The sequence below is a fragment of the Bradyrhizobium tunisiense genome (assembly GCF_042263385.1).
In the GTDB taxonomy this organism is placed as follows: domain Bacteria; phylum Pseudomonadota; class Alphaproteobacteria; order Rhizobiales; family Xanthobacteraceae; genus Bradyrhizobium; species Bradyrhizobium tunisiense.
This window is the reverse complement of record NZ_JBHLEV010000004.1, coordinates 66,800-90,509: the sequence shown is the minus strand read 5'-3', so window position 1 is coordinate 90,509 and position 23,710 is coordinate 66,800. Positions and strand designations below refer to the sequence as shown.

At 65.0% G+C, this 23,710-nt stretch carries 21 protein-coding genes, 1 tRNA gene and 1 riboswitch; of the genes, 16 read left to right on the top strand and 6 right to left on the bottom strand.

Translation table 11 applies throughout. The features are described 5' to 3' along the window. Positions 1-104: 104 nt before the first annotated feature. Positions 105-626: a GNAT family N-acetyltransferase gene (locus tag ACFDR6_RS19240; protein WP_317240648.1), complete on the top strand. Its 522-nt coding sequence runs from the start codon at positions 105-107 to the stop codon at positions 624-626. A 190-nt stretch (positions 627-816) separates the two neighbouring features. Continuing rightward, a complete protein-coding gene (locus ACFDR6_RS19235; RefSeq protein ID WP_317240649.1) occupies positions 817-2,475 on the top strand; it encodes an MASE4 domain-containing protein in 1,659 nt (552 codons plus the stop codon). Between the two features lie 250 nt (positions 2,476-2,725). Here the strand turns inward: ACFDR6_RS19235 and ACFDR6_RS19230 are convergent. Next, positions 2,726-2,800 (bottom strand) — tRNA-Gln (locus ACFDR6_RS19230). Positions 2,801-3,057: 257 nt separating this feature from the next. On the opposite strand from ACFDR6_RS19230, the gene ACFDR6_RS19225 reads away from it, so the two are divergent. Next, positions 3,058-4,836: an acyl-CoA dehydrogenase family protein gene (locus ACFDR6_RS19225; RefSeq protein ID WP_212080906.1), complete on the top strand. Its 1,779-nt coding sequence runs from the start codon at positions 3,058-3,060 to the stop codon at positions 4,834-4,836. A 113-nt stretch (positions 4,837-4,949) separates the two neighbouring features. On the opposite strand, the gene ACFDR6_RS19220 is transcribed toward ACFDR6_RS19225, so the two are convergent. Beyond that, positions 4,950-6,188, bottom strand: coding sequence for an MFS transporter (locus ACFDR6_RS19220; protein WP_375859172.1), 1,239 nt, complete (start codon positions 6,186-6,188; stop codon positions 4,950-4,952). A gap of 171 nt (positions 6,189-6,359) precedes the next feature. On the opposite strand from ACFDR6_RS19220, the gene ACFDR6_RS19215 reads away from it, so the two are divergent. The 8 genes from ACFDR6_RS19215 to ACFDR6_RS19180 all read left to right on the top strand — a co-directional run bounded on the left by ACFDR6_RS19215 (position 6,360) and on the right by ACFDR6_RS19180 (position 15,865). Further along, entirely contained in the window at positions 6,360-8,021 is a 1,662-nt protein-coding gene (locus ACFDR6_RS19215) for a bifunctional metallophosphatase/5'-nucleotidase (protein ID WP_375859171.1), read from the top strand. 132 nt (positions 8,022-8,153) lie between these two features. After that, complete coding sequence (locus ACFDR6_RS19210) at positions 8,154-9,083, top strand: histone deacetylase family protein (protein WP_212080903.1); 930 nt, start codon at positions 8,154-8,156, stop codon at positions 9,081-9,083. A 74-nt stretch (positions 9,084-9,157) separates the two neighbouring features. Further along, positions 9,158-9,409, top strand: coding sequence for an exodeoxyribonuclease VII small subunit (locus tag ACFDR6_RS19205; protein WP_212080902.1), 252 nt, complete (start codon positions 9,158-9,160; stop codon positions 9,407-9,409). Positions 9,410-10,007: 598 nt separating this feature from the next. Continuing rightward, positions 10,008-11,936, top strand: coding sequence for a 1-deoxy-D-xylulose-5-phosphate synthase (gene dxs, locus ACFDR6_RS19200; RefSeq protein ID WP_212080901.1), 1,929 nt, complete (start codon positions 10,008-10,010; stop codon positions 11,934-11,936). Positions 11,937-12,126: 190 nt separating this feature from the next. Continuing rightward, positions 12,127-12,681: a nucleoside 2-deoxyribosyltransferase gene (locus ACFDR6_RS19195; RefSeq protein ID WP_212080900.1), complete on the top strand. Its 555-nt coding sequence runs from the start codon at positions 12,127-12,129 to the stop codon at positions 12,679-12,681. 27 nt (positions 12,682-12,708) lie between these two features. Next, a complete protein-coding gene (locus ACFDR6_RS19190) occupies positions 12,709-13,443 on the top strand; it encodes a TlyA family RNA methyltransferase (RefSeq protein ID WP_375859170.1) in 735 nt (244 codons plus the stop codon). Next, positions 13,436-14,683, top strand: a complete 1,248-nt coding sequence (locus tag ACFDR6_RS19185) for a class I SAM-dependent RNA methyltransferase (protein ID WP_375859169.1) — start codon at positions 13,436-13,438, stop codon at positions 14,681-14,683. Before ACFDR6_RS19190 ends, ACFDR6_RS19185 begins: the two co-directional genes overlap by 8 nt. Positions 14,684-14,869: 186 nt before the next feature. Beyond that, entirely contained in the window at positions 14,870-15,865 is a 996-nt protein-coding gene (locus ACFDR6_RS19180; RefSeq protein WP_375859168.1) for an Acg family FMN-binding oxidoreductase, read from the top strand. Here ACFDR6_RS19180 and ACFDR6_RS19175 read toward each other — a convergent pair. After that, positions 15,862-16,479 (bottom strand): hypothetical protein, encoded by a 618-nt coding sequence (locus ACFDR6_RS19175; RefSeq protein ID WP_375859167.1) that lies wholly within the window; start codon positions 16,477-16,479, stop codon positions 15,862-15,864. The two genes, ACFDR6_RS19180 and ACFDR6_RS19175, sit on opposite strands and share 4 nt — an antisense overlap. 109 nt (positions 16,480-16,588) lie before the next feature. On the opposite strand from ACFDR6_RS19175, the gene ACFDR6_RS19170 reads away from it, so the two are divergent. Then, positions 16,589-17,416 (top strand): nucleotidyltransferase domain-containing protein, encoded by an 828-nt coding sequence (locus ACFDR6_RS19170; RefSeq protein ID WP_375859166.1) that lies wholly within the window; start codon positions 16,589-16,591, stop codon positions 17,414-17,416. A gap of 17 nt (positions 17,417-17,433) precedes the next feature. Next, positions 17,434-18,207, top strand: a complete 774-nt coding sequence (locus ACFDR6_RS19165) for an enoyl-CoA hydratase/isomerase family protein (RefSeq protein ID WP_375859165.1) — start codon at positions 17,434-17,436, stop codon at positions 18,205-18,207. Between the two features lie 27 nt (positions 18,208-18,234). Here ACFDR6_RS19165 and ACFDR6_RS19160 read toward each other — a convergent pair whose 3' ends face one another. Together ACFDR6_RS19160 and ACFDR6_RS19155 are read right to left on the bottom strand one after the other, a co-directional pair. Next, complete coding sequence (locus ACFDR6_RS19160; RefSeq protein WP_212080894.1) at positions 18,235-18,870, bottom strand: hypothetical protein; 636 nt, start codon at positions 18,868-18,870, stop codon at positions 18,235-18,237. Positions 18,871-19,028: 158 nt separating this feature from the next. Further along, entirely contained in the window at positions 19,029-19,886 is an 858-nt protein-coding gene (locus ACFDR6_RS19155) for a DUF1194 domain-containing protein (RefSeq protein WP_212080893.1), read from the bottom strand. Between the two features lie 251 nt (positions 19,887-20,137). Continuing rightward, positions 20,138-20,215, top strand: a riboswitch (Fluoride riboswitch). 98 nt (positions 20,216-20,313) lie between these two features. Here ACFDR6_RS19155 and ACFDR6_RS19150 point away from each other — a divergent pair. The 3 genes from ACFDR6_RS19150 (at position 20,314) to clpS (ending at position 22,456) form a co-directional block, all read left to right on the top strand. Continuing rightward, positions 20,314-21,522 (top strand): MFS transporter, encoded by a 1,209-nt coding sequence (locus tag ACFDR6_RS19150; protein WP_212080892.1) that lies wholly within the window; start codon positions 20,314-20,316, stop codon positions 21,520-21,522. Positions 21,523-21,550: 28 nt separating this feature from the next. Beyond that, positions 21,551-21,934, top strand: coding sequence for a fluoride efflux transporter CrcB (gene crcB / locus ACFDR6_RS19145; protein WP_212080891.1), 384 nt, complete (start codon positions 21,551-21,553; stop codon positions 21,932-21,934). A gap of 216 nt (positions 21,935-22,150) precedes the next feature. Then, positions 22,151-22,456, top strand: coding sequence for an ATP-dependent Clp protease adapter ClpS (gene clpS, locus ACFDR6_RS19140; protein ID WP_375859164.1), 306 nt, complete (start codon positions 22,151-22,153; stop codon positions 22,454-22,456). A 3-nt stretch (positions 22,457-22,459) separates the two neighbouring features. Here the strand turns inward: clpS and ACFDR6_RS19135 are convergent, their stop codons facing one another. Beyond that, complete coding sequence (locus ACFDR6_RS19135; RefSeq protein WP_375859163.1) at positions 22,460-23,650, bottom strand: adenylate/guanylate cyclase domain-containing protein; 1,191 nt, start codon at positions 23,648-23,650, stop codon at positions 22,460-22,462. Positions 23,651-23,710 lie beyond the last annotated feature (60 nt).

Genomic DNA, 23,710 nt, shown 5'->3' with positions numbered 1-23,710 from the left:
TTTCGGCCGGCTTGATCCAGATCAAGCGGAGTGCGGCCGCCCCTGCGTCTCATGAGCGGCATCCCCGGCAGTACGCTGTCCGGCCCGCTGAGACGAGAGCCCGCATGTCGGACGTCGCCACCTACAACGTATGCGAGCACCTGCGGGACGGCAGCCGGGTTGAAATCCGGGCACTTCAGCCGGACGACGAGGCCGACATGCTTGGTGCACTGGACCAGACCAGCGCGCAATCGTTGCAGCGGCGATTTTTCGTCACCAAACGCCATTTCTCCGACAAGGAGCGCGCGTTCTTCATGAATATCGACTTCAGCAATCACGTCGCGCTGGTGGCCGAGGTCGAGCAGGCCGGCCGTACAATGATCATAGGAGGCGGCCGTTACGTCGTCTTCGAGCCCGGGAGGGCGGAGATGGCGTTCGTCGTCATCGATGCCTGGCAGGGCCGCGGCGTCGGCGCCCTGCTGGCGCGTCACCTCACCGCACTCGCTCGCAAAGCCGGGCTCAAGGAGCTGACAGCAGAGGTGTTGCCGGAGAACAGCGCCATGCGGCGCGTCTTCGAGAAGTTCGGGTTCAAAGCCGCGGCCACGCCAGACCCCCAGGCGATTCACTTGGTGCTGAAGCTGAGCTGATGGGATCAAACCTGGTCCACAACGCAGCGCCGATCCGACCGGCCTGCCCATGCGTCACTGCATGAGCAACTCATTCCTTTGGCATGAAATCGCGTTGTGACGTTCCTTTAGGGGACCGTCCACTTGACGCTTACGCTCAACTCGTTCTCACTGGCGGAGGCCGACCGGTTAATGTCATTGGGCTTCCTCCATGCCGGTAGATTCTCCTCACGACTTCCCGCTCGTGATCTCGTCGATGCCTCCGACGCGCCAGCAGCAGGTCGCAGCTTCGGCTGCTGCGATCATCCTGCTCGTGATCGCCGTGCTGGTTGCTCCGTTCGCCCACCTTCAGCTCACACGGATCGACGTGTTCGTGCCGGTACTCCAGACGGTTCTGAGCCTGGTCGACCTGCTCACGGCGATCCTTCTATTTGCACAATACGCGATTCAGCCCCACAGGGCGCTGCTTGCCGTGGGCAGCGCCTACATCTTCAGCGGCGCCATGGCCTTTCTGCAGACGCTGACCTTCCCCGGCGGCTACGGGCCCGCCGGCGTGATCGGCGACGGCAATAACAGCCCCGCCTGGTTCTTCGTGCTCTGGCACACGACTTTTCCTCTCTGCATCATGGCCTACGCCTTCCTGAAGGACGAAAAGCCGGCCTCTCGAATTGCGCCGGCGAAAAGCCTCGCGATGACGATCTGCGGCGTGGTGGCGGCGATTGCTGTGCTGGCCTGGCTGGTGACGGCAAACGTCGCACTGCTGCCGCCATTTTACACGGGCAGCATCACGCAACAGACGCGGCTCGGCAACCAGATCAACGTTGCGCTGTGCCTGCTCGGCGCGATTACGCTCGCCGTACTGTTTGTCCGCCGGCGCACCATTCTCGACCTCTGGTTGATGGTGACCTTGTTGGCTTGGATTCCGAATTTCCTGGTCGCGGCGGTCGCGAGCTCGGTCCGCTTCTCCCTCGGTTGGTATGCCGCGCGTGGCTTCGCACTCGTCGCGAGCTCACTGCTGTTGAGCGTGCTTCTGACGGAAACGGCATTGCTCTACTCGCGCCTCGCCAGCGCGTTGACGATGCTGCGACGAGAAAGGGGCAACCGGCTCATGAGCATCGACGCGGCCACCGCGGCGATCGCCCATGAGATCAGATCGCCTTTGGCATCGATTCCGCTAAACGTCGAGGCCGCGCGCCTGCAGCTTGGTATGGAGCCTCCCGACGTGGCCAACGTCGATGTCATTCTGCAGGACATCGAGACGGCAAGCCTCCGGGTCAATGCAACGATCTCAAGCGTCCGAGAACTGTTCAAGGGCTCAGTGACCGTTACGACGGCCATCCACGTGGAAACCGTTGCGCTGCAAGTATTGCGCCTCCTCGAGCACGAGCTGCAGCTTCACAAAATTCAGGTCGCGGCGAATTTTTTCACACCGGGGCACTATGTGCACGCTGACCCCACGCAGGTTCAGCAGGTCATTCTCAACCTGGTGAAAAATGCGATCGAGGCAATGAGCCCTGCATCGGGCAGGCGGGAATTGACATTGTCCTCACGGTCCGAGCGCGGCTCTGCGCTCCTGATCGTCCAAGATACGGGACCCGGTGTTGCTCCCGCGGATCAAGAGCGAATATTCGAACCGTTCTTCACCACGAGGCCAAACGGCATGGGTCTGGGCCTCGCGGTCTGCCGAACGCTCCTCGAAAGGGCGGGCGGCAAACTGGTTCTTGCTCGATCCGGCCCCGAAGGGTCGATCTTTGAAGTCAGCCTGCCCCTCGCGAAAAATGAACACAGCGCGTCCAAGCACAATGCGGGGCGAACTCTTGAGGCCCACCGCACGCGGGAAAATGCAGAGACAACGCAGATCAAACAGTGAGCGACGATACCCGCTCTCAAACGCTTCCATCTGGCACAGAAAGCTGCCGTCGAAGCCCGAACTGCAGCGTTCTTGCCGGTTGAGGTGGCAACATCCAGCTCGAAAATCGAGCCACACACAACGTTATCTACCGGCCAGTACCGTCGTGCCTGCCACGCCCTTGCCCCTGTGCAGCAGTGTGTCGCAGAGCTGTGCAGCAGCTGCCCAGCCGGGCCGGTTTCGTGAGTGATTTCAGGCTGAGCGGGCGAGCTGGCTGGGGCGGGAGGGATCGAACCTCCGAATGGCGGAATCAAAATCCGCTGCCTTACCGCTTGGCTACGCCCCAACAGGTGACTGACGGACCGGCGGAAGATCGGGCTACCGCGGATTCCCGTCCGGTCGTTGCCGGTCTATAGGGAGCGGCGCGGCATTTCAACTGCCTGAGGGGGCAAAATACCATAGGGGTCCACCGACCCGCCCCTCCTCACTCTATATATAGCCGGCTGCTCCGCTCCAGGCCGGCGCCATCCTCATCTCCCGGCCATTGAGACCGCCTTCGTTTCGTGGGAATACGGCGCCAATATTTGTCCACGGGAGTGAGCCATGACCTACCGCGCGCCGATCTCTGACATGCTGCTGTCGCTCAACCACGGCGCTGGCCTCAAGGCCGCCGTGGAGGCCGGTCATTACGGCGATTTCGACGCAGACATCGCCGCGGCCGTGCTGGAGGAAGCCGGCAAGTTCGCATCCGACGTGCTGGCGCCCCTCAACAAGGTCGGCGACGAGCACGGCATCAAGCTCGACGACGGCAAGGTCACGACCGCGCCGGGCTGGCCGGACGCCTACAAGCGCTGGACCGAAGGTGGCTGGAACGCGGTGTCCGGCCCCGAAGATTTCGGCGGCCAGGGCCTGCCGCTCGCGATCAACGCCGCCTGCACCGAGATCTGGAGCGCGGCCAACGTCGCCTTCGGCCTCTGCCCGCTGCTGACGGCCTCGGCGATCGAAGCGCTGGAAGCGCATGGCAACGACGAGCTGAAGAAGATCTATCTCGAGAAGCTCGTCTCCGGCGAATGGACCGGCACCATGCAGCTCACCGAGCCGCAGGCCGGCTCCGACGTCGGCGCGCTGCGCACCCGCGCCGAGAAGCAGGCCGACGGCACCTATCGCATCAAGGGGACGAAGATCTTCATCACCTATGGCGAGCACGACATGACCGACAACATCGTGCATTTCGTGCTGGCACGCCTGCCCGACGCCCCCGCCGGCACCAAGGGGATCTCGCTGTTCCTGGTGCCGAAGTTCATGGTGAATGAAGACGGCTCGCTGGGGCAGCGCAACGATATCTTCGCGAGCGGCGTCGAGCACAAGCTCGGCATGCATGCCTCGCCGACCTGCACCATGACCATGGGCGATCATGGCGGCGCGATCGGCTTTTTGATCGGCGAAGAGAACCAGGGCATGCGCTGCATGTTCACGATGATGAACCAGGCCCGCCTCGGCGTCGGCCTGGAGGGCGTCGGCGTCGCCGACCGCGCCTATCAGCAGGCCTTGTCGTACGCCCAGGAGCGCAAGCAGGGCCGCGCCGTCGGCAGCAAGAGCGACGGCTCGGACGCGATCTTCGTCCATCCCGACGTCAAGCGCATGCTGATGCGGATGCGGGCGCAGACCGCCGCCGCGCGCACCATCTGCTATGCAACGGCGGTCGCGATCGACGTCTCGACGCGCGCCAGGGATCCCAAGGTTCGCGCTGATGCAGCCGCGCGCGCGGCGCTGCTGACGCCGATGGCCAAGGGCTATTCCACCGATATCGGCAACGAGGTCGCCTATCTCGGCGTGCAGATCCATGGCGGCATGGGCTTCATCGAGGAGACTGGCGCTGCCCAGCACTACCGCGATGCCCGCATCACCGCGATCTACGAGGGCACCAACGGTATCCAGGCGATCGACCTCGTCACGCGCAAGCTCGCGGCCAATGGCGGCGCATCGGTGTGGGCGCTGCTCGAGGACCTCTCCGCAACGGTCAAGCAGGTCGAAGCCTCCAACGATCCCGCTTTCGGCACCACGGGCGCGAAGCTGCGCGAGGCACTCGAGGCGCTCACGCGTAGCAGCAAATGGCTCCTGGAACGCATCGCGTCCGCACCGAACGACGCGCTTGCAGGTGCAACGCCCTATCTGCAGCAGTTCGGCGCCACGCTCGGCGGCTGCCTGCTCGCCTCGGAGGCACTCGCCGCCAAGGCAGGCGGCAACACGGACGCCGCGCGCTACGTCTCCCTCGCACGCTTCTTCGCCGAGAACATCACGGTGCAGGCGCCCGCGCTCGAGCGCACGGTGACGGAAAGCGCCGAGTCGGTCGCCGCGGCGGATGCGGTGTTGCTGGGCTAGGCTGCTTACCGCGAGCGTCGATGCGTAGGTGGGTTAGCCGTAGGCGTAACCCACAATTTCCGACTGATGGAAAACAGAAGAGGTGGATTACGCTTCGCTCATCCACCCCACGGCTACGAGGCTGCGAGCTTGGCCTTTCCCCCCGGCCGCCACAGCACCACGCCCGCCGCGACGAGATCCAGCACGACGCACATCGCAAACGCCGTCGTGTAGTTGCCGGTGAGACTCCGCACCAGCCCGACGATGCCGGGGCCGAAGGCGCTGACGACGCCGCCGATCGACGTGCCCAGTCCCATGGCGGCGGCGAAGGCGCCGGCGCCGATCTCGCGCTGGATGATCAAGGGCGGGAACGTGATCATGTTGCCGATCGAGAAGCCGTAGACGGCGCAGCACACCAGCAGCACCGTCGGATCCGTGCTCTGCAGGAGAACGAACAGCGCCGCGGCCTGGCTCGTCATCGAGGCCGCGCAGGCGAGACGCGGATCGAGGCGGTCGACGAACAGGCCGAGCGACAGGCGGCCGACCACCGCCATCGCCGCCATGACGGTGACCGCGAGCCCTGCGGCCGAGCGGCCGATCAGCGGCTCCAGAAACGTCACCTGGTGGACGATGAAGCCCATCTGCGCCAACAGCGCGATCGCGATCGGCAACACCATGGTCCAGAACGCTGCGTTGGCGAGCAACGTCTTGCGGGAATGGCCTGGCGCGGCCGCGCCGCCACCGGCAGGACCTCCGCCTGATGCGAGCGACATCCCGGCGGGCCAGCCTATGAACGTCACCACCACCGGCAGCACCAGCACCATCATCGCGAGCGTCGCCGCCAGCATGGCCGAACGGAAGCCGATGCTGCCGCTCAGCGACAAGAGCAGCGGGACGAGGATGATGCCTCCGCAGGTCGCGCCGTTGAACGCGAGACTGAGCGCGAGCCCGCGCCGCCGCTCGAACCAGGAATTCAGCACGGTCGCGATCACCACGGTGCCCATGCCGGTCCAGCCGACCGACATCAGGCCATAGGCGAGATAGAGCTGCCAGGGCGTCTGCATCAGCGCCAGCAGCACCGTCGAGGCTCCGAGCGCCACCAGCCCGCACAGGATCAGCGATCGCAACCCGATGCGGGCGAGCAGATCGTCGGTAAAGATGACGAGCACGGAAGTGAGGAGGAACGAGAAAGTGCTTGCCGCGGAAATCAGCGTGCCCGGCCAGCCATGCGCGCGCTGCAACTCGGCAAGATACACGCCCTGACCGTAAAGGCCGAAGCCGAACATGAAGAAGGCCATCAGGAAGCAGGCCAGAACGACGCGCCAGCCGCGGTAGTGCAGCGAGGATTCGTCGACGCTGGTTGCGGCAATCATCAATCGAGCAATCGGCCAAATGGAAGCGCGTGAGATCGTGCACCACAACCACCGGTTTTTCAAATGAAACATTGTAGCCAATTGTTGCGGCGCGCCGCGGCGGCCGCCTCCATGTTCCGGCCCTGCGGAATGCTTCGTGAAATCTTCGCGCGGAACGACTAATCTTGTCCCATGCGATACTCCGCCATCATCTCCGCGCTCGCGCTCACAGTCATCACCGCCCTCCCCGCCCCGGCGCAGACCGTCGCGCCGGTCGAGCTGCGCATCCTCGCGATCAACGATTTCCACGGCAATCTGCGCCCGCCGCCGGGTGGCATCCGCATCGGAGATCCCGAGGATAAAGCCAGGAAGGTGATGGTCGCGGCCGGCGGTGCCGAATACATGGCAACGCTGGTCAAGCAGCTGCGCGAAGGACACAAGAACACGATCTTCGTCGCCGCCGGCGACCTGATCGGCGCGAGTCCGTTCTTGTCGGCGATGTTTCACGACGAGCCTTCGATCGAGTCGCTCTCGATGATGGGGCTTGCGATCAGCTCGGTCGGCAATCACGAATTCGACGAGGGCAAGACCGAGCTGCTCAGGATGCAGAACGGCGGCTGCCATCCGGTCGACGGCTGTCAGGGACCGCATCCGTTCACGGGCGCCAAATTCCACTATCTCGCCGCATCCACTGTGGAGACCACGACGGGCAAGAGCGTGCTGCCGCCCTTCGAGATCAGGGAGTTCGACGGCATACCCGTCGGCTTCATCGGGCTGACGTTGAAGGAGACCGCCGGCATCGTCTCTCCGGCGGGCATTGCCGGCCTCGAATTCCGCGACGAGGCCGAGACGGTGAACGCACTGGTGCCGCAGCTGAAGGCGCGCGGGGTCGAGTCGATCGTGGTGCTGATCCACCAGGGCGGCGAGCCCGCCGGCGACTACAATGAATGTCCCGAGATCACGGGCCCGATCGTCGACATCGTCAAAAAATTCGACCGTGCCGTCGACGTCGTCGTCAGCGGTCATACCCATCGCGCCTATGTCTGCGACATCGACGGACGGCTCGTCACCAGCGGCGACAAATACGGCACGCTGGTCACCGCGATCGATCTCAAGCTCGACCCGGCAAGCCGCGACATCGTCGGCGCCAGCGCCGAGAACGTCATCGTCGCCACGGCCTCGCTTGCAAAGGACCCCGACCAGACCGCGTTGATCGAGGCCTACGACAGGCTGTCGGCGCCAATCGCCAACCGGCCGGCCGGATCGGTCACGCAGACGCTGTCGCGCATTCCGAACGATGCCGGCGAAAGTGCGCTCGGCGACGTCATCGCGGATGCGCAATTGTTCGCAACCCGCGACGCCAAGGACGGCGCCGCCGTCATCGCACTCACCAATCCCGGCGGCATCCGTACCGACATCGTTCCGAAGGAGAACGGCGCAATCACCTTCGGCGATGTCTTCGCCAGCCAGCCGTTCCGCAATCGACTGGTCACGATGACGATGACGGGCAAGCAGTTGAAGGACATGCTGGAACAGCAATGGCTCGATCCGAAGCGACCGCGGATCCTGCAGGTGTCAAACGGATTCAGCTATGCCTGGGATGCGGCGAAGCCATTCGGCGAGCGCGTGACCCCCGAGACGATGACGCTCAACGGCAGGCCGATCGAACCCGGAAGCGGCTACCGCGTCACCCTCAACGATTACCTCGCCGTCGGCGGCGACGGTTTTACCGTCGCCAAACAGGGCACGGCTCCGCAATATGGCGGCTACGACGCGGACGCGCTGTTCGCGTTCTTCCGGGCGCACGGCCCGATCGGTCCGCTGCCGCCGACCCGCATCCTGCGCGTGAATTGATCCGGATCAAACGGGCCGACGCGGGCGACCCTTTGCCATTGCCGTCCAAACGCCTAGATTGGGTTTTGCATTGCGTTTTGGCGCCGGATGCGCCAACGACGCCAAAAGCCCGTTTGCTGTGAGGCCGACCTGATGAGCACGCTTCTCCTTTCCCACAAGGCCTGCCTCGACCATGTCACGCCGCCGGGACACCCTGAGAGGCCGGATCGTCTTCGCGCGGTGGAAGAAGCCCTGTCAAAGGAGCGCTTCCAGTTTCTGGTGCGCGACCAGGCGCCGGAGGGCGATCTCGATCTCGTCACGCTGTGCCACAACGAGGATTACGTCACCGAGCTGCGTCACATCGCGCCGACCAGCGGACAGGTCTATATCGACGGCGACACGTCGATGTCGCCGGGCACGTGGGAAGCGGTGATGCGCGGCGTCGGCGGCGCGGTCGCAGCGACCGAAGCGGTTATGACTGGCGAGCATCGCAACGCCTTCGTCGCGGTGCGCCCGCCCGGCCATCACGCCGAGATCGGCAAGCCGATGGGCTTCTGCTTCTTCGACAATGTCGCGATCGCCGCGCGCCATGCCCAGCGCAAATACGGCATCAAGCGCGCGGCCATCGTCGATTTCGACGTGCATCACGGCAACGGCACGCAGGACATCTTCTGGTCGGACCCGACCGTGATGTACTGCTCGACGCACCAGATGCCGCTGTTTCCGGGCACCGGCGCCAAGAGCGAGCGCGGCGACCACGACACCATCGTCAACGCGCCGCTCGCCTCCGAGGACGGCGGGCCGGAATTCCGCTCCGCGTTCGAGAATCTGATCCTGCCGCAACTCGAGAGATTCAGCCCCGAGCTCGTCGTCATTTCCGCGGGCTTCGACGCGCACTACCGCGACCCCCTGGCTTCGCTGAACTTGCGCGCGGAGGACTATGCCTGGGTGACGCGCAAGCTGATGGATCTCGCCGACAAGACCGCGGGGGGCCGCGTTGTTTCGGTGCTCGAGGGCGGCTATGACCTGCAAGGACTGAAAGAATCTGTTACGGCGCATGTCGGCGCCTTGATGGGCGCCTGACGACGCCCGCCACATTAAGCCCGCAAAACCCGCCTTCACTGCCAGGTGAGCGAATCGGGCAATCGGAAACGGATATGGCCGAAAATATTCAAGTCGACGTCTCCAGGCTCACCTTCGAGCGTGCGATCGAGGAACTCGAGACGATCGTGAAGCGCCTCGAAGACGGCAAGGTGCCGCTCGAAGAATCCGTGACGATCTACGAGCGCGGCGAGGCGCTGAAGCGCCGCTGCGAGGAATTGCTCCGCCAGGCCGAAGCGCGCGTCGACAAGATCACCACCGATGCCAGCGGCCAAGCCACCGGCACTGCCCCGCTCGACGTCCAGTAAGCCACGGCTTCCCGCACGGCTCCCTGCCCGGTTCTGACCGCGCTTGGCCCTCCGGCTGCGGAAGCATAGCGGGCCGGGTTTTCGCGATCGCAGGACGCCGTCCCAGGAGGCACCTGCGGTTCCACGGGCAAGTGCACGGGGCCGGCCGTGCGCGAGACCGAAAAGACGTGGTTTCCCGGCAAAAAGCCCGCCAGGGAACCGCGCCGAGCAGGAACCCCTTGCCCCGGACCACAGTTAACTACTCTGGCCCGACGGTTGCATCTGCATACCCCTAATCGGTCCTACGGGTTGGCTTTGGCCCAAGCTTTGGTGTAAAGCTGCGCAGAGTGTGGCTTTTTGCAAGCCTTGCGTGGGCACCGATTGTCGACGACAAGCGCTTCAAATTGCTGATGAAATTGGCTGGGACGGACGAAGCCGATCTACGTGACAGGGATCACAGAGACTGAACCGGAGAGCACTTAAGCTTACCTAAGCTTGAAGACGGGGCCTTGCCCCATGCAGGTGGCTCCGACGGTTTGAGGACTCGCGCTGCGCCGATATTGAGCAAACCCATCGCGCACCGGAACGACCTTCCGGCGCTGACAAATTGGAAATCGCCGTGAACGCATACAGTAAAACGCCGCTTCTCGACACCATCCGGACGCCGGACGACCTGCGCAAGCTCAAGATCGAGCAGGTTCGCCAGGTTGCCGACGAGCTGCGGCAGGAGACCATCGATGCCGTCTCGGTCACCGGCGGTCACTTCGGCGCAGGTCTCGGCGTGGTCGAGCTTACCACCGCGATTCATTACGTCTTCGACACGCCGCGCGACCGGCTGATCTGGGACGTCGGCCATCAGGCCTATCCGCACAAGATCCTTACCGGCCGGCGCGACCGCATCCGCACCCTGCGCACCGGCGGCGGCCTGTCCGGCTTCACCAAGCGGAGCGAGAGCGACTACGATCCGTTCGGCGCGGCGCATTCCTCCACCTCGATCTCAGCCGGCCTCGGCATGGCGGTGGCGCGCGACCTCTCCGGCGGCAAGAACAACGTTATCGCCGTCATCGGTGACGGCGCGATGTCGGCCGGCATGGCCTATGAGGCCATGAACAACGCGGGAGCGATGAACTCGCGCCTGATCGTCATCCTCAACGACAACGACATGTCGATCGCGCCGCCGGTCGGCGCCATGAGCGCCTATCTGTCGCGCCTCTACTCCGGCAAGACCTATCGCACGCTGCGTGATGCGGCCAAGCAGATCAACAAGCGCCTGCCCAAGATCATCGCCAACCGCGCCAACCGCGTCGAGGAATATTCCCGCGGCTTCATGATGGACGGCGGCACGCTGTTCGAGGAGCTCGGCTTCTACTATGTCGGCCCGATCGACGGCCACAATCTCGACCATCTCCTGCCCGTGCTGAAGAACGTCCGCGACATGGAGACCGGCCCGATCCTGGTCCACGTCGTGACGCAGAAGGGCAAGGGCTACGGCCCGGCGGAAGCGTCCGCCGACAAGTACCATGCCGTCGTCAAGTTCGACGTCGCGACCGGCACGCAAGCCAAGTCCAAGCCCAATGCGCCGGCCTACCAGAACGTGTTCGGCCAGAGCCTCGTCAAGGAAGCCGAGAAGGACGACAAGATCGTCGCCATCACCGCGGCGATGCCGTCCGGCACCGGCGTCGACATCTTCAACAAGGCCTTCCCCGACCGCACCTTCGACGTCGGCATCGCCGAGCAGCACGCGGTGACCTTTGCCGCGGGTCTTGCGAGCGAAGGCTACAAGCCGTTCTGCGCGATCTACTCGACCTTCCTGCAGCGCGGCTACGACCAGATCGTGCATGACGTCGCGATCCAGAACCTGCCCGTCCGCTTCGCCATCGACCGCGCCGGCCTCGTCGGCGCCGACGGTGCGACGCATGCCGGCTCGTTCGACAACGCCTATCTCGGCTGCCTGCCGAACATGGTGATCATGGCGGCGGCCGATGAGGCCGAGCTCGTGCACATGGTGGCGACCCAGGTCGCGATCAACGACCGTCCGAGCTCGCTGCGCTATCCGCGCGGCGAAGGTCGCGGCATCGAGATGCCGGAGGTCGGCATTCCGCTCGAGATCGGCAAGGGCCGCATGATCCGCCAGGGCAGCAAGATCGCCCTGCTCTCCTTCGGCACGCGCCTCGCCGAATGCGAGAAGGCGGCCGACGAACTCGCAGCCCATGGCCTGTCGACCACGATTGCGGACGCGCGCTTCATGAAGCCGCTGGACACCGAGCTGGTGCTCAAGCTTGCCCGCGACCATGAGATCCTGATCACGATCGAGGAAGGCTCGGTCGGCGGCTTCGGCTCGCACGTCGCACAGTACCTGACCGATCAGGGCGCGCTCGACACCGGCATGGTCAAGTTCCGCTCGATGGTGCTGCCCGACGTGTTCCAGGACCACGACACGCCGGCGGCGATGTACGGCCGCGCCGGTCTCGACGCCAAGGGCATCGTCGCCAAGGTGTTCGAAGCGCTCGGCAAGGACGTCAAGGCCGAGACCGTCAAGCTCGCCTGAGGCTGCTTTCTTTACCTCTCCCGCGTGCGGGAGAGGTCGGATCGCGTAAGCGATCCGGGTGAGGCTTTCACCTCTTGGGGGTCTCGCTTGCCGGAACCCCTCTCCCCAACCCTCCCCCGCAGGCGGGGGGAGGGAGCGCAGTTTTCGCCGCGGTTCGCAGCTCGCCTGAATTTCTCCGAAGCACTCAGCCATGAAAATTTACCTGGCAGGTCCCGACGTGTTCCTGCCGGATGCCATCGAGATCGGCCGGCGCAAGCGCGATATCTGCGCGGCTCATGGCCTGACCGGCCTCTATCCCCTCGACAACGCCATCGATCCCACCGCGCCCGATGCCTCGCGCCAGATCTTTTGCGGCAACGAGGCCATGATGGAGGAGGCCGACGCCATCATCGCGAACCTCACCCCGTTCCGGGGCGCCGGTGCAGATCCCGGCACCGTCTACGAGCTCGGCTACATGGCCGGCCGGCGCAAGTTCTGCCTCGCCTATTCCAACGACGGCGCCGCCTATGCGGACCGCGTCGGTCGCTTCATGGCAGTGACGCCGGAGGACGGCCGGCTGGTCGACGCACAGGGGCTGACGGTCGAGGATTTCGGCCTCGTCGACAACCTCATGATGATCCATGCGCTGGAGCTGCACGGTTGCCCACTGGTGACGCCCGCCACGATGCCGATCGATGTCTGGCACGATCTCGCCGCGTTCGAGGCTTGCGTCCGGATGGCGGCCGCGCGATTGATCGCTACATAAGCGGATTGATCTTCCCATGAGAGCGTGATGCCCCCTGCCCGTAAGCGCGCAGATGTATTGCTGGTCGAGCGCGGCCTGTTCGAGAGCCGTGCGCGGGCACGCGCGGCGATCGAGGCCGGGCTCGTCACGGCCGACGACAAGCCGGTCACCAAACCGTCGGAGACGATTGCCGAGGATGCCGTGATTCAGGCCGAGCCCGCGCATCCTTACGTCTCCCGTGGCGGCGTCAAGCTGGCCGGCGCGCTGGAGCGCTATCCGATCGAGATCGAGGATCATGTCTGCCTCGACGTCGGCGCTTCCACCGGCGGCTTCACCGAGGTGCTGCTGGCGAACGGCGCCAGCCTGGTGTTCGCAATCGATGTCGGCACCAGCCAGCTGCATTCCTCGCTGCGAGATCATCCCAAGATCGTGTCGATGGAGGAGACCGACATCCGCAGCTATGACGGCAAGCGGCTGCCGGCGCGGCCCGACGTCGTCGTCATCGACGTCAGCTTCATCTCGCTCAAGACGGTGCTGCCGGTGGCGCTGTCCCTCGCCGCCGCGCCAATGAGCCTGCTGGCGCTGATCAAGCCGCAATTCGAGGCTGACAGGAAGCACAACAAGAAGGGCATCGTCCGCGACGCCGCCGTGCACCGGGAGATCTGCGACGACATCGCCGCCTTTGCCGCTTCGCTGGGCTGCACTGATATCGAGGTGTTTCCCTCCTCGATCGCGGGCGGTGACGGCAATATCGAATTCTTTCTGGGCGCGCGCCGTGGTTGAGCGCCTGACCATCGATCACGTCGGCCATCGCGGCGACGGCGTCTGCCTCGCGACGGGCGATGCGGTCTATGTGCCCTACACGCTTGCCGGCGAGACCGTCGAGGTCGATCACGTCGTGGGCCACCATCCCGACCGCCGCAAGCTGCTCGCAGTCGATGTCGCAAGCCCCCAGCGCATCGAACCGTTCTGTCCGCATTTCGGCGTCTGCGGCGGCTGCGCCATCCAGCACTGGGCGGCAGAACCCTATCAAGCCTGGAAGCGCGGTATCGTGGTCGAAACGTTGGCGCAGGCCGGCATCGATTGCGCGGTGGCGCCACTCGTCGATGCCCATGGCGCCGGCCGGCGGCGCATCACGCTGCACGGCCGCTTCGGCACGCATGACGTCCTCAAGGTCGGTTTCTCCGCGACGAGCTCGCACGACGTCATTCCGATTCATCGCTGTCCCATTCTCGATCCCGGACTCGAGGGCGCGCTCGAGGCCGCATGGGCACTCGCCGAACAGCTGACGTCTAAGATGCCGGTGACGAAGCCGCTCGACATCCAGGTCACAGCCACCGCCAACGGCCTCGACGTCGACGTGCGCGGCTCCGGTCCTTTGCCGACGGCGCTCGTCACGGCGCTCTCGCGCGTCGCCGAACAGCACCGCCTGGCGCGGCTGACGCGGCATGGTGAGCTGGTGCTGCAGCGCGTGCCGCCGACGGTGAAGATGGGCCGCGCCGAGGTGACGCTGCCGCCGGGCTCGTTCCTGCAGGCAACCGTCGCGGGCGAGGAGACGCTGGCCACGCTCGTCGCCGAACGCATCGGCAAGGCCAAGGAGGTTCTGGACCTTTTCTGCGGTGTCGGTCCGTTCGCGCTGCGGCTCGCCGAGAAGGCCCGCATCACCGCCTATGACAACGACGCCGGCGCCATCGCGGCGCTGGCAAAAGCCGCGCGCACGCCGGGCCTGAAGCCGATCAAAGCCGAGCCACGCGACCTGTTTCGCCGCCCCTTGGTGCCGCCGGAGCTGCGCGACTTCGACGCCGTGGTGTTCGATCCGCCGCGCCAGGGCGCGCAGGCGCAGGCGCTGAAGCTCGCCGCGAGCAAGGTGCCGGCGGTGATCGCGGTATCCTGCAACGTCGCCACGTTCGCCCGCGACGCGCGACTGCTGATCGATGGCGGCTATCGGCTGGAGGCGGTGGTGCCGGTCGACCAGTTTCGCCACACGCCGCATGTGGAGCTGGTGGCGCGGTTTACGCGGTAGCTCATCGTCATCGACCTTGATTCCGGTCAATCGTCGCAGCGCGATCGGCGTTATGAACGGTCCGCGTCTTGGAGCGCGATCTGAGACACGGAACGGAAGCCTGTGTTTGACCGACGACAGTTCATCGCAACCGCGCTCGGGTTGTCCGCCACCGCGATCAGCGGCTCCCCTGCCGCGGGAGCACCGATGACCTACGACGAGGCGGTGGACACATCACGGACCCCACTGCAAGCAGCGCCACGGGATCGCGAGCTCGTGCGCTTTGCCACGCTCGCCGCCAACAGTCACAATACCCAGCCGTGGACATTCTCCGCTCGCGGCAACGAAATCGCGATTGCGCCGGATTTCACCCGCCGCTGTCCGGCCGTCGATCCGGACGATCACCACCTCTTCGTCAGTCTCGGCTGCGCCGCCGAAAACCTGATCCTCGCGGCGTCCACGCTGGGCTGGCGCGGCGATCCGGTCATCGACGGTGACCGGATCGTGATCGCGCTCGAGCAAGCCCCGCCCGCCCCATCGGCGTTGGCGGCCGCGATTCCGGTCAGGCAATGTACCCGCGCGACATTCGACGGCAGACCTGTCGCGCCCGAGACCTTGCGCCGGCTCGAGGATGCCTGTCGCGAACCTGACGTCACAACCATCCTGATGACCGAACGCGCCGCGATCGCCGGGGTCACCGACTACGTGCTCGAAGGCAATTCGGCGCAGATGCGCGACAAGGCCTTCATGCGCGAACTCGTGAGCTGGATTCGCTTCAACGAGGCGGAAGCGCTCGCGACCATGGACGGGTTGTTCGCGCCCGCCTCGGAAAACCCGTCCCTGCCGTCATGGCTGGCGCGGCCGCTGTTGAAGCTCTTCTTCACCGAGAGCGGGGAAAACAAGAAGTACCGCGAACAGCTCGCCAGCTCGGCGGGCGTTGTCGTGCTCGCTGCAGATCGCAGCGACAAATCGCACTGGATCGCGGTCGGACGCGCTTGCCAGCGCTTCGGTTTGCAGGCGACCGCGCTGGGACTCAAATATTCCTTCGTCAACCAGCCGATCGAGGTGGCGGCGTTGAGGTCGCAATTCGCCACCTCACTCGGACTCGGCGAACGGCGTCCCGATGTCATGATGCGCTTCGGAGCCGGTCCGGACCTGCCGAAATCGCCGCGGCGTCCGCCGGAACTGGTGATGCGATCCTAACGCCGCAGCCCGCTCAGCGCCGGCGACTCGCCGGGCAGCATGTTCGATCGGATATCGCTGTCCATGCGGCCCGAGTCCTGCTGGACGAAGCCGGCGCCGAACGACAGGCTGAGATTGGAGGTCGGCTTGAATTCGACGCCCGCAAATGCGCTGTAGCCGGGTGCCGCACCCGACGTCAGCGGCGCAACCGAACTGCCGATGCCATTGCCATATTTCAACGTGTCGAAGCCGGCGAAGAACGTCACGGGCAAACCGCCGGCGGTTTTGGTGCTGTAGCCGAACTGCGTACTGTCATAGGAGAGCGCGCTGAAATTTCCGGCAAATCCGGCCTGACTGAGTCCGGTCTGACTGAGGCCGCTCCAGTTGAGATTGCCGCGCTGGCTGCCGACGAAGAAGCCGCTCGCCGCGCCGCTACGCCAATCCGCATCGCCAGCATTGAGGCTGGTGAAATTGCCATATGTATCGGAACTCTGGTTGGCGCCGCCGCTGAGACCGAAAGGCCCGCCGGGCACCCAATATCTCAGCGGCGCGACCTGGGCCTGAACTGGGGCCGCGATCGGGCAAAGCACAGCGAGCAAGGCTACGACAACGGATGAAGGGGCAAGGCTGGACATTGAAGCTACCGTCAAGACTTTTGCAGATTATACTGCCTTGATATCGCCAATGCCAGCGTCGCGGCCGCGCCAATGTCGCGGCCATGAGCCGTCCCGCCAACTGAACCTCATGCCCCCCGATCCGTTGCTCTCGCGCCTGATATCCGCTTTTCGCGACGTCCCCGGCGTCGCGGCGATCGTGCTCGGCGGCTCGCGCGCGCGAGGCAGCGCACATCCCTCCTCCGATTTTGATATCGGGCTCTACTTTGCCGCCGCGAGCCCGCTCGACACCGAGCGGCTGCTGGCGGCTGCGAAGGAGATCGCTGACGATCCCGCCGCCACGACCGTGACGCCGGTTGGCGAATGGGGGCCGTGGATTGTCGGCGGTGCCTGGCTGTCGGTGGAAGACCGCAAGGTCGATCTGCTCTATCGCAATGCCGATGCGGTCGAAGCCGTGATGAAGTCCTGCCATGCCGGCCTCGTCACCATGGATTATCAGCCCGGGCATCCGCACGGCTTCTGCTCGGCGATCTGGATGGGCGAGGCCGCCTATTGCCAGCCCCTGCACGATCCCGAGGGCCTGATCGCGCGGCTGAAATCGATCGCCCTGCCCTATCCTCGCGCGCTGCGCGACGCCCTGATCCGGCGCTTCCAGTGGGAAATCTCATTCGGCATCGAGAACGCCGAGCTCGCCATTGCGCGCGGCGACCGGACCCACGTCGCGGGATCTCTCTACAGATCGCTCGCCTGCATCGCTCAGGTGCTGTTCGCGCTCAACGAACGCTATCTCATCAACGAGAAGGGCGCGCTGCACGAAGCGGCCCTGTTGCCGCTGACGATCCCGCATCTGGCGGAACGGACCGACGACGTCTGGCGGCTGATCGGCGATGGCGCCCTTGCACCCGCTTGTGACCTCTTGCGCCACATCGACCGCGAGTTGAAGGTGCTGTCCCAATGAAAAGCATGGAGAACGCGGTGACATCTGACGATCCGGTCTCTTACGAACGTCTCGGCGACGTCGCCCGCATCACGCTGCGCCGGCCGCCCGTCAATGCGCTGAGCCTTGAGATGATCCGCGGCGTTGTCGCAGCGTTCCGCCGCGCGGCAGACGATGACGGCGCGCGCGTTGTCGTGCTGGCGAGTGCAATTGCAAAACGCTTCTCGGCGGGCCTCGATCTCGACATCCTGCTCGGCAGATCCGGCGCCGAGATCCGCGAATTCCTCCAGGCGCTCTATATCGACCTCTACGATGCCCAGTACGGGCTGGGAAAACCGTCGATCGCCGCGGTCGGTGGCGCGGCGCGGGGCGGCGGCATGACGATGGCAGTGTCCTGCGACGTCGTGCTGGCTGCCGAGAGCGCGACGTTCGGCTATCCCGAGATCGACGTCGGCGTCATCCCGGCGATCCATTACGCGCATCTGCCGCGCATCGTCGGACGCCATCGCGCCTTCGAGCTGCTGTTCACCGGCCGGGTCTTCAGCGCCATGGAAGCACGCGAGCTTGGCGTCATCAACCGCGTCGTCGGCGATGCCGAGCTCGAGACGGAAGTGCTGAAGCTCGCGGCGCAATTCTCCGCCAAATCGGCCGCAGTGCTGCGGATGGGCCGCGCCGCCTTCATGCGCCAGATCGATCTCGACTATCGACGCAGCATTGCAAGCGCCGTGGACGATTTCTGCAACGTCGCGACGTCGGATGAGGCACAGGAGGGCCTGCGGGCGTTCGTGGAGAAGCGGCCGCCGAAATGGTGAGGACGGCAGGCTGCGCCGGCGCTGCGTTCAGGCGGTCTTGTCGAGCGTAGAGGAGGAATCGGCCGGTGGATATTTCGTCACCGGCACCATGAACGACTTCGTGCCGACCTGATAGATGACCCTGCCGTTCTGTCCGTCATCGGTCGCGATCTGCGCCTGGCCGAACATGATGACGTTCTTGTAGACGGTGCCCGTGCCCTGGCGGGTGACGCCGTCGGTGGTGACGCTGACCTGGGCTTCCTTGCCGTTGACGGAAAGCACCTTGAAGCTCGCGCTCTTGCCGTTGTCGGGAGAATAGCCGCCCCAGCTTCCCATGAGACGGCTGTCGGACGGTGGCGGGTCCTGCTTCTCGAGATTGGCGGTCTGCTTGCCGGCACCGCCAACGGAGTACAGCAGCACCATGTTCTTGCCATCCTTGGTGCCGACAGTCACTCCACCGAAGGTGATCAGCGAGCCTTGGACCTCTGCAAAACCACGCTCGGTACGCCCGTTGTGCGTATACTCGACCTGCGCCCGGGCACCGCGGATGTTGATGACATTGAAGCTGACCGGCTGGTTGTTGCCGACCCAATTGCCCTTCCATTCGCCGAGCAGCCTGCTCTGGCGGAAGACCCGCTCGTTGGCGGGCGATATCTGGCTGGTGGTCGCTGAGATGGTGGCCATTGGTCTGCTCGGTGGACGGGCCTGACAAACCCGCTTTCGTTCGCGTCCGATCGAAAACGAACTGAAACACCCGGATTAGGGTCACGTGCCGGTTAACGAGGGGTTAAGTTCAACCACTGGGCGAGATGGGGCGAAAGGTCCCAACCGGCGGCACGCTCTCAGCGGCCCCAGCGATCCGACCAGATCTTCTCGCCAATCATGCAATTGACGCGCGGCTCCTTGTCCGCAACCCGCATCACGGGACGCTCCGGCGTGCGGCCGGCGACCTCCATCAGCAGCTTGGTGCGGATCGCTTCCTTGAACTTGTCGCGTTCCTTGATCGTGATGACGAAGGAGCCGGGACCGCCGATGACGCAGTCCTCGTAGTAGAAATCGAGATTGTCGATATCCATGGTCGAATAGGACGGCTCCTTGACCATGATCGGCAGACCGTTGATGACGATGCCTTTCTCGAGCGCGGCGTCGCGCGCCACCGTGACCGGCCCGCCATTGTTGTTGGGCCCGTCGCCGGAAATGTCGATCACGCGGCGCAAGCCGCGATAGGGATCCTCGTCGAACAGCGGCATCGCGAAATTGATTGCGCCGGAGATCGAAGTGCGCGATGCGCGCCGGATCGGCGTCTTCATGATCTCGGCGGCGACCGCATCCGCCGTCTCGGGTCCGTCGACCAGCCGCCAGGGGATGATGATCTTCTGGTCGCTCGAGGCCGCCCACTCGAAATAGGTCACCGCGATCCGGCCGTTCGGACCGAGCTTCAGAGCCTGGAGGAACTCCTTCGACTGGATCGCCTGGGCGTAGCCCTCGCGCTGGATCGCGAGCTCGTCCATGTCCATCGAGTAGGAGACGTCGACCGCGAGGATCAATTCGACGTCGACCGCGTCCTTGTCGGCGGCCAGCCGCTGCGGCTGAGTCTTGGGCGGCTCAAACTTTGGTCCTGGTGCCGCGATGCCCGCGACATCCCCTCCGGCAAGCATGCCGGCCACAAGCACAGCCCCGATCGAGAACAGCAAGCGCATCGCAGCAGTCTCCCGTCGTATGACGCGATGGTGACATGCAAACGCCTTGCCGCAAAGCGCGAAGATCGCTTGCACTTCACATTCGAGTTAGAGATTTCGCGATTTGCGCAAAGCTGCCGCCATGTTGCCGTGCTCGCGCCGCCGGAACACGGCCGGCCACTCAAGCTACCCGCGAAGCGCGGGCCCTGATACGAAGCGAGGGACAGCGCTTCCCGCCCACTTGTCCGGCACAATTTCCATGCTAGGCTGACCGCACAGATGGGAATGGAGTCTCCCGACAACCGCCCGGCGGTCCGTGACCGTAGTGGGCTGATGACTCCTGCTCGAGGTGAGGCAATCGTTGAGCCCTCTGCCTTTGGCGGGAGCATGGACAGGCCCGCCGACGGCGGGCTTTTTCTTGCCTTGAAAGGAACGGTCAGGAGAAGGCGTGACCACGACGACACCGAATGCTGCGCGGACCTCACTGCCCAGGGGAATCTGGGTGCTCGGTTTCGTCTCGATGCTGATGGACATCTCCTCCGAGATGATTCATGCGCTGCTGCCGATCTATCTCGTTACCGTGCTCGGCGCCTCCACGCTCACCGTCGGATTCATCGAGGGCATCGCCGAGGCGACCGCCTCGATCACCAAGATCTTCTCCGGCGCGCTGTCGGACTGGCTCGGCCGCCGCAAGCTGCTCGCTGCGCTCGGCTACGGGCTGGCTGCCTTCACCAAACCGCTGTTTCCCCTCGCGCCAAGCGTCGGATGGCTGGTGGCGGCGCGCTTCATCGACCGCGTCGGAAAGGGCATCCGTGGTGCGCCGCGCGACGCCTTGATCGCCGATATCGCCCCGGTCGGCCTGCGCGGCGCCAGCTTCGGGCTGCGGCAATCGCTCGACACCATCGGCGCCTTCCTCGGGCCGCTCGTGGCGATCGGCCTGATGTGGTGGACGGCGGACAATTTCACCCTGGTGTTCTGGGTGGCGGTGCTGCCGGCGTTCTTGTCGTTCGGGCTGATCGCCTTCGCCGTGAGCGAGCCTGACCCGGACCCGAGCCGCGAGCCGGCGAAGAACCCGCTCAATCTTGCCGCGATGCGGCAGCTCGGAGCGGTGTACTGGCGCGTCGTCGCAGTCGGAATCGTCTTCACGCTGGCGCGCTTCAGCGAGGCCTTCCTGATCCTGCGCGCACAGAACATCGGGCTCAGCGTGATGTGGGTGCCGGCGGTGCTGGTGCTGATGAACATCGCCTATGCGCTGTCGGCCTATCCGGCCGGCGTGCTGTCGGACCGGATCAACCGGACCGGCCTGCTCGCGCTCGGCCTGGTCTTCCTCGCCGCCGCCGACCTCGCGCTGGCCATGCTCCCGAGCCTTGCGGGCCTCGCGCTCGGCGTCGTGCTGTGGGGGCTGCATATGGGACTGACGCAAGGCCTGCTCTCGGCCATGGTCGCCGACGCCGCGCCGCCGAGCCTGCGCGGCACGGCGTTCGGCTATTTCAACCTGTTCACGGGCCTTGCCCTGCTCGCGGCGAGCGTGATCGCCGGCGCGCTGTGGGACGTCTACGGTCCCCAAGGCACGTTCCTCGCCGGGCTCGGCTTCGCGCTGATCTCGCTCATCGGGCTATTCGCGATCGGCAAGGGGCTGGCTGCAAGGAACGCATGATGCAGGTCGCAAACCAGGGAACGGGACGTTGAACATCCAATACATTCTGGCAGTCGCTGCCGGCGGGGCGCTGGGCGCGGTCCTGCGCTATCTGATTGCCATCGGTTCGGGCCGCGCGTTCGGCACTGACTTTCCCTGGGGCACCCTGATCATCAACGTGACGGGATCATTCCTGATCGGCATCTTCGCCGCGCTGTTCGCGACGAGATGGAACCTGCCGCAGGCCGCCCGGATATTCTTGACGGTCGGAATCTGCGGCGGATACACGACATTCTCGACCTTCTCGCTGGACGCCTGGTATCTGATCGAGCGCGGTCAGACCCTTGCCTCGGCCGCCTATATGATTGCATCGGTGGTACTGTCCGTGGGCGCGCTGATCGCCGCGATGCAAGTTGTTCGCGCCCTGCCGTAGAGCATGATCTGGACCCGAAGGGCCGCGTCAGCGCGTGCAGCGGTTTTCCCGAAAGATCGTGATCAAGCCAGAACCTGATGCGGCGCGTGCGCGATCAGTGCATCCCTGCCCATCTGCAACGGCATGATAGCAGACGCCAGCCATCTTGGAGAAGCCGGAGCGCCTGCAATATGATGCGACCGCTGGAGCTCATCAGGGCCGGATATCTGGGACACGATGAACGACACCGTCACCAAACCGAAGACGCGGACAAAGACCAAGATCGAGCGGCCGAAGCTGCACAAGGTCATCCTGATCAATGACGACTACACGCCGCGCGAATTCGTCACCACGATCCTCAAGGCCGAGTTCCGCATGACCGAGGATCAGGCTTACAAGGTGATGATCACCGCACACAAGCTGGGCGCCTGCGTCGTTGCCGTGTTCACCAAGGACGTCGCCGAGACCAAGGCGACGCGCGCCACCGACGCGGGCCGCGCCAAGGGCTATCCGCTGCTGTTCACGACCGAGCCGGAGGAGTAAGGCTCAGCCGCCTGCCGCGTGCGTCTCCTCCACCAGCCCATACACCCGCTGCGCCTTGGAGAACCCCGCGATCGGAAATTCTCCGAGCTCGTGCCAATCGTGGCGGCAGACATTAGCAAAACCCTCCGACGCCACGACGGTCCGTCCCAGGCGTCCCGTGATCTTCTCGAGCCTTGCGGCGAGGTTGACGGCCGGTCCGATGCAGGTGAAGTCCAGCCGGTTGCCGCCGCCGATATTGCCGTAGAGGATGTTGCCGACGTGCAGCGCGACGCCGAAGCGGAAGCGCTCGACGACGTCGCCGACCGGAAAGGCGAGCGCCTCGACGTTGGCGCGGGATTCACGCGCCGCCTCCAGCACACCCGTGCAGACATGGGCGGCGTCGCCGACATATTCGTCGATCGGAAACACCGCGAGCAGGCCGTCGCCCATGAATTTCAGCACCTCGCCGCCATGGCCCCGGATCGCAGTGACCTGGCAGTCGAAATAATGGTTGAGGATGGCGGCTACTGTCTCGGCCGGCAAGCGGTCCGACAGCGCGGTGAAGCCGCGCAGATCCGAGAGCCAGATCGCAGCCTGCATGGTGTCGTTGTGGCCGCGGCGGATCTGGCCGCCGAGGATGCGGGCGCCGGCGCGATTGCCGACATAGGTGTCGAGCAGCATCTCCGCCGTGCGGCGCAGGCTGACGATCTCGCTGACGCGCGCGAGCGGCGCTATGATGGCCCGGATCGCTGCGATGTCGTCGTCGCTGAAGCCGCCGGGCTGCCGCGTCATCCAACTCGTCGCGTGGGTGGAGCCGTCGAGGAACGGCAGCGGCACGGCGACATAGTCGGTCACGCCTTCGGCGCGCATGTCGTTGACGATCGGGAACCGCTGGCTGCGCGGATCGTCGACGCGCCCCCTGACCTCAATCCCCTGCTCGAAGACGATCCGAAGCGGGCTCTGGGCGAACTCCGGCGAGTCCAGGACATCGAACTCGACGGCGCCGATTTCGACCTCTTCGCCCTGCCGCCAGATGAAGTTGCGGCCGAATATTTCGGGATGGAGCGTGCGGATAAAAATGCCGAACCGGAACACCGGTAGACCGGCCGCGACCAGACGCTCACAGAAATCGGCGATCATCTCGGCCGGCTCAACCGACGACCAGGCGCCGTCGATCAGCCAGTTGGAGACGCGCTGAAGCTCGGAGCTGTTCATGTCCGCATTTGCGGACGAAGTTGTGAGCCCGTCAAGCTGCGCGGTGGGCTAGTGTCGCGC

Excerpts from the sequence above, each read along its gene's own strand:
- ACFDR6_RS19240 (WP_317240648.1), top strand. The coding sequence starts at position 105 with ATGTCGGACGTCGCCACCTACAACGTATGCGAGCACCTGCGGGACGGC.
- ACFDR6_RS19235 (WP_317240649.1), top strand. The coding sequence starts at position 817 with ATGCCGGTAGATTCTCCTCACGACTTCCCGCTCGTGATCTCGTCGATG.
- ACFDR6_RS19225 (WP_212080906.1), top strand. The coding sequence starts at position 3,058 with ATGACCTACCGCGCGCCGATCTCTGACATGCTGCTGTCGCTCAACCAC.
- ACFDR6_RS19220 (WP_375859172.1), bottom strand. The coding sequence starts at position 6,188 with ATGATTGCCGCAACCAGCGTCGACGAATCCTCGCTGCACTACCGCGGC.
- ACFDR6_RS19215 (WP_375859171.1), top strand. The coding sequence starts at position 6,360 with ATGCGATACTCCGCCATCATCTCCGCGCTCGCGCTCACAGTCATCACC.
- ACFDR6_RS19210 (WP_212080903.1), top strand. The coding sequence starts at position 8,154 with ATGAGCACGCTTCTCCTTTCCCACAAGGCCTGCCTCGACCATGTCACG.
- ACFDR6_RS19205 (WP_212080902.1), top strand. The coding sequence starts at position 9,158 with ATGGCCGAAAATATTCAAGTCGACGTCTCCAGGCTCACCTTCGAGCGT.
- ACFDR6_RS19195 (WP_212080900.1), top strand. The coding sequence starts at position 12,127 with ATGAAAATTTACCTGGCAGGTCCCGACGTGTTCCTGCCGGATGCCATC.
- ACFDR6_RS19190 (WP_375859170.1), top strand. The coding sequence starts at position 12,709 with ATGCCCCCTGCCCGTAAGCGCGCAGATGTATTGCTGGTCGAGCGCGGC.
- ACFDR6_RS19180 (WP_375859168.1), top strand. The coding sequence starts at position 14,870 with ATGACCTACGACGAGGCGGTGGACACATCACGGACCCCACTGCAAGCA.
- ACFDR6_RS19175 (WP_375859167.1), bottom strand. The coding sequence starts at position 16,479 with ATGTCCAGCCTTGCCCCTTCATCCGTTGTCGTAGCCTTGCTCGCTGTG.
- ACFDR6_RS19170 (WP_375859166.1), top strand. The coding sequence starts at position 16,589 with ATGCCCCCCGATCCGTTGCTCTCGCGCCTGATATCCGCTTTTCGCGAC.
- ACFDR6_RS19160 (WP_212080894.1), bottom strand. The coding sequence starts at position 18,870 with ATGGCCACCATCTCAGCGACCACCAGCCAGATATCGCCCGCCAACGAG.
- ACFDR6_RS19155 (WP_212080893.1), bottom strand. The coding sequence starts at position 19,886 with ATGCGCTTGCTGTTCTCGATCGGGGCTGTGCTTGTGGCCGGCATGCTT.
- clpS (WP_375859164.1), top strand. The coding sequence starts at position 22,151 with ATGAACGACACCGTCACCAAACCGAAGACGCGGACAAAGACCAAGATC.
- ACFDR6_RS19135 (WP_375859163.1), bottom strand. The coding sequence starts at position 23,650 with ATGAACAGCTCCGAGCTTCAGCGCGTCTCCAACTGGCTGATCGACGGC.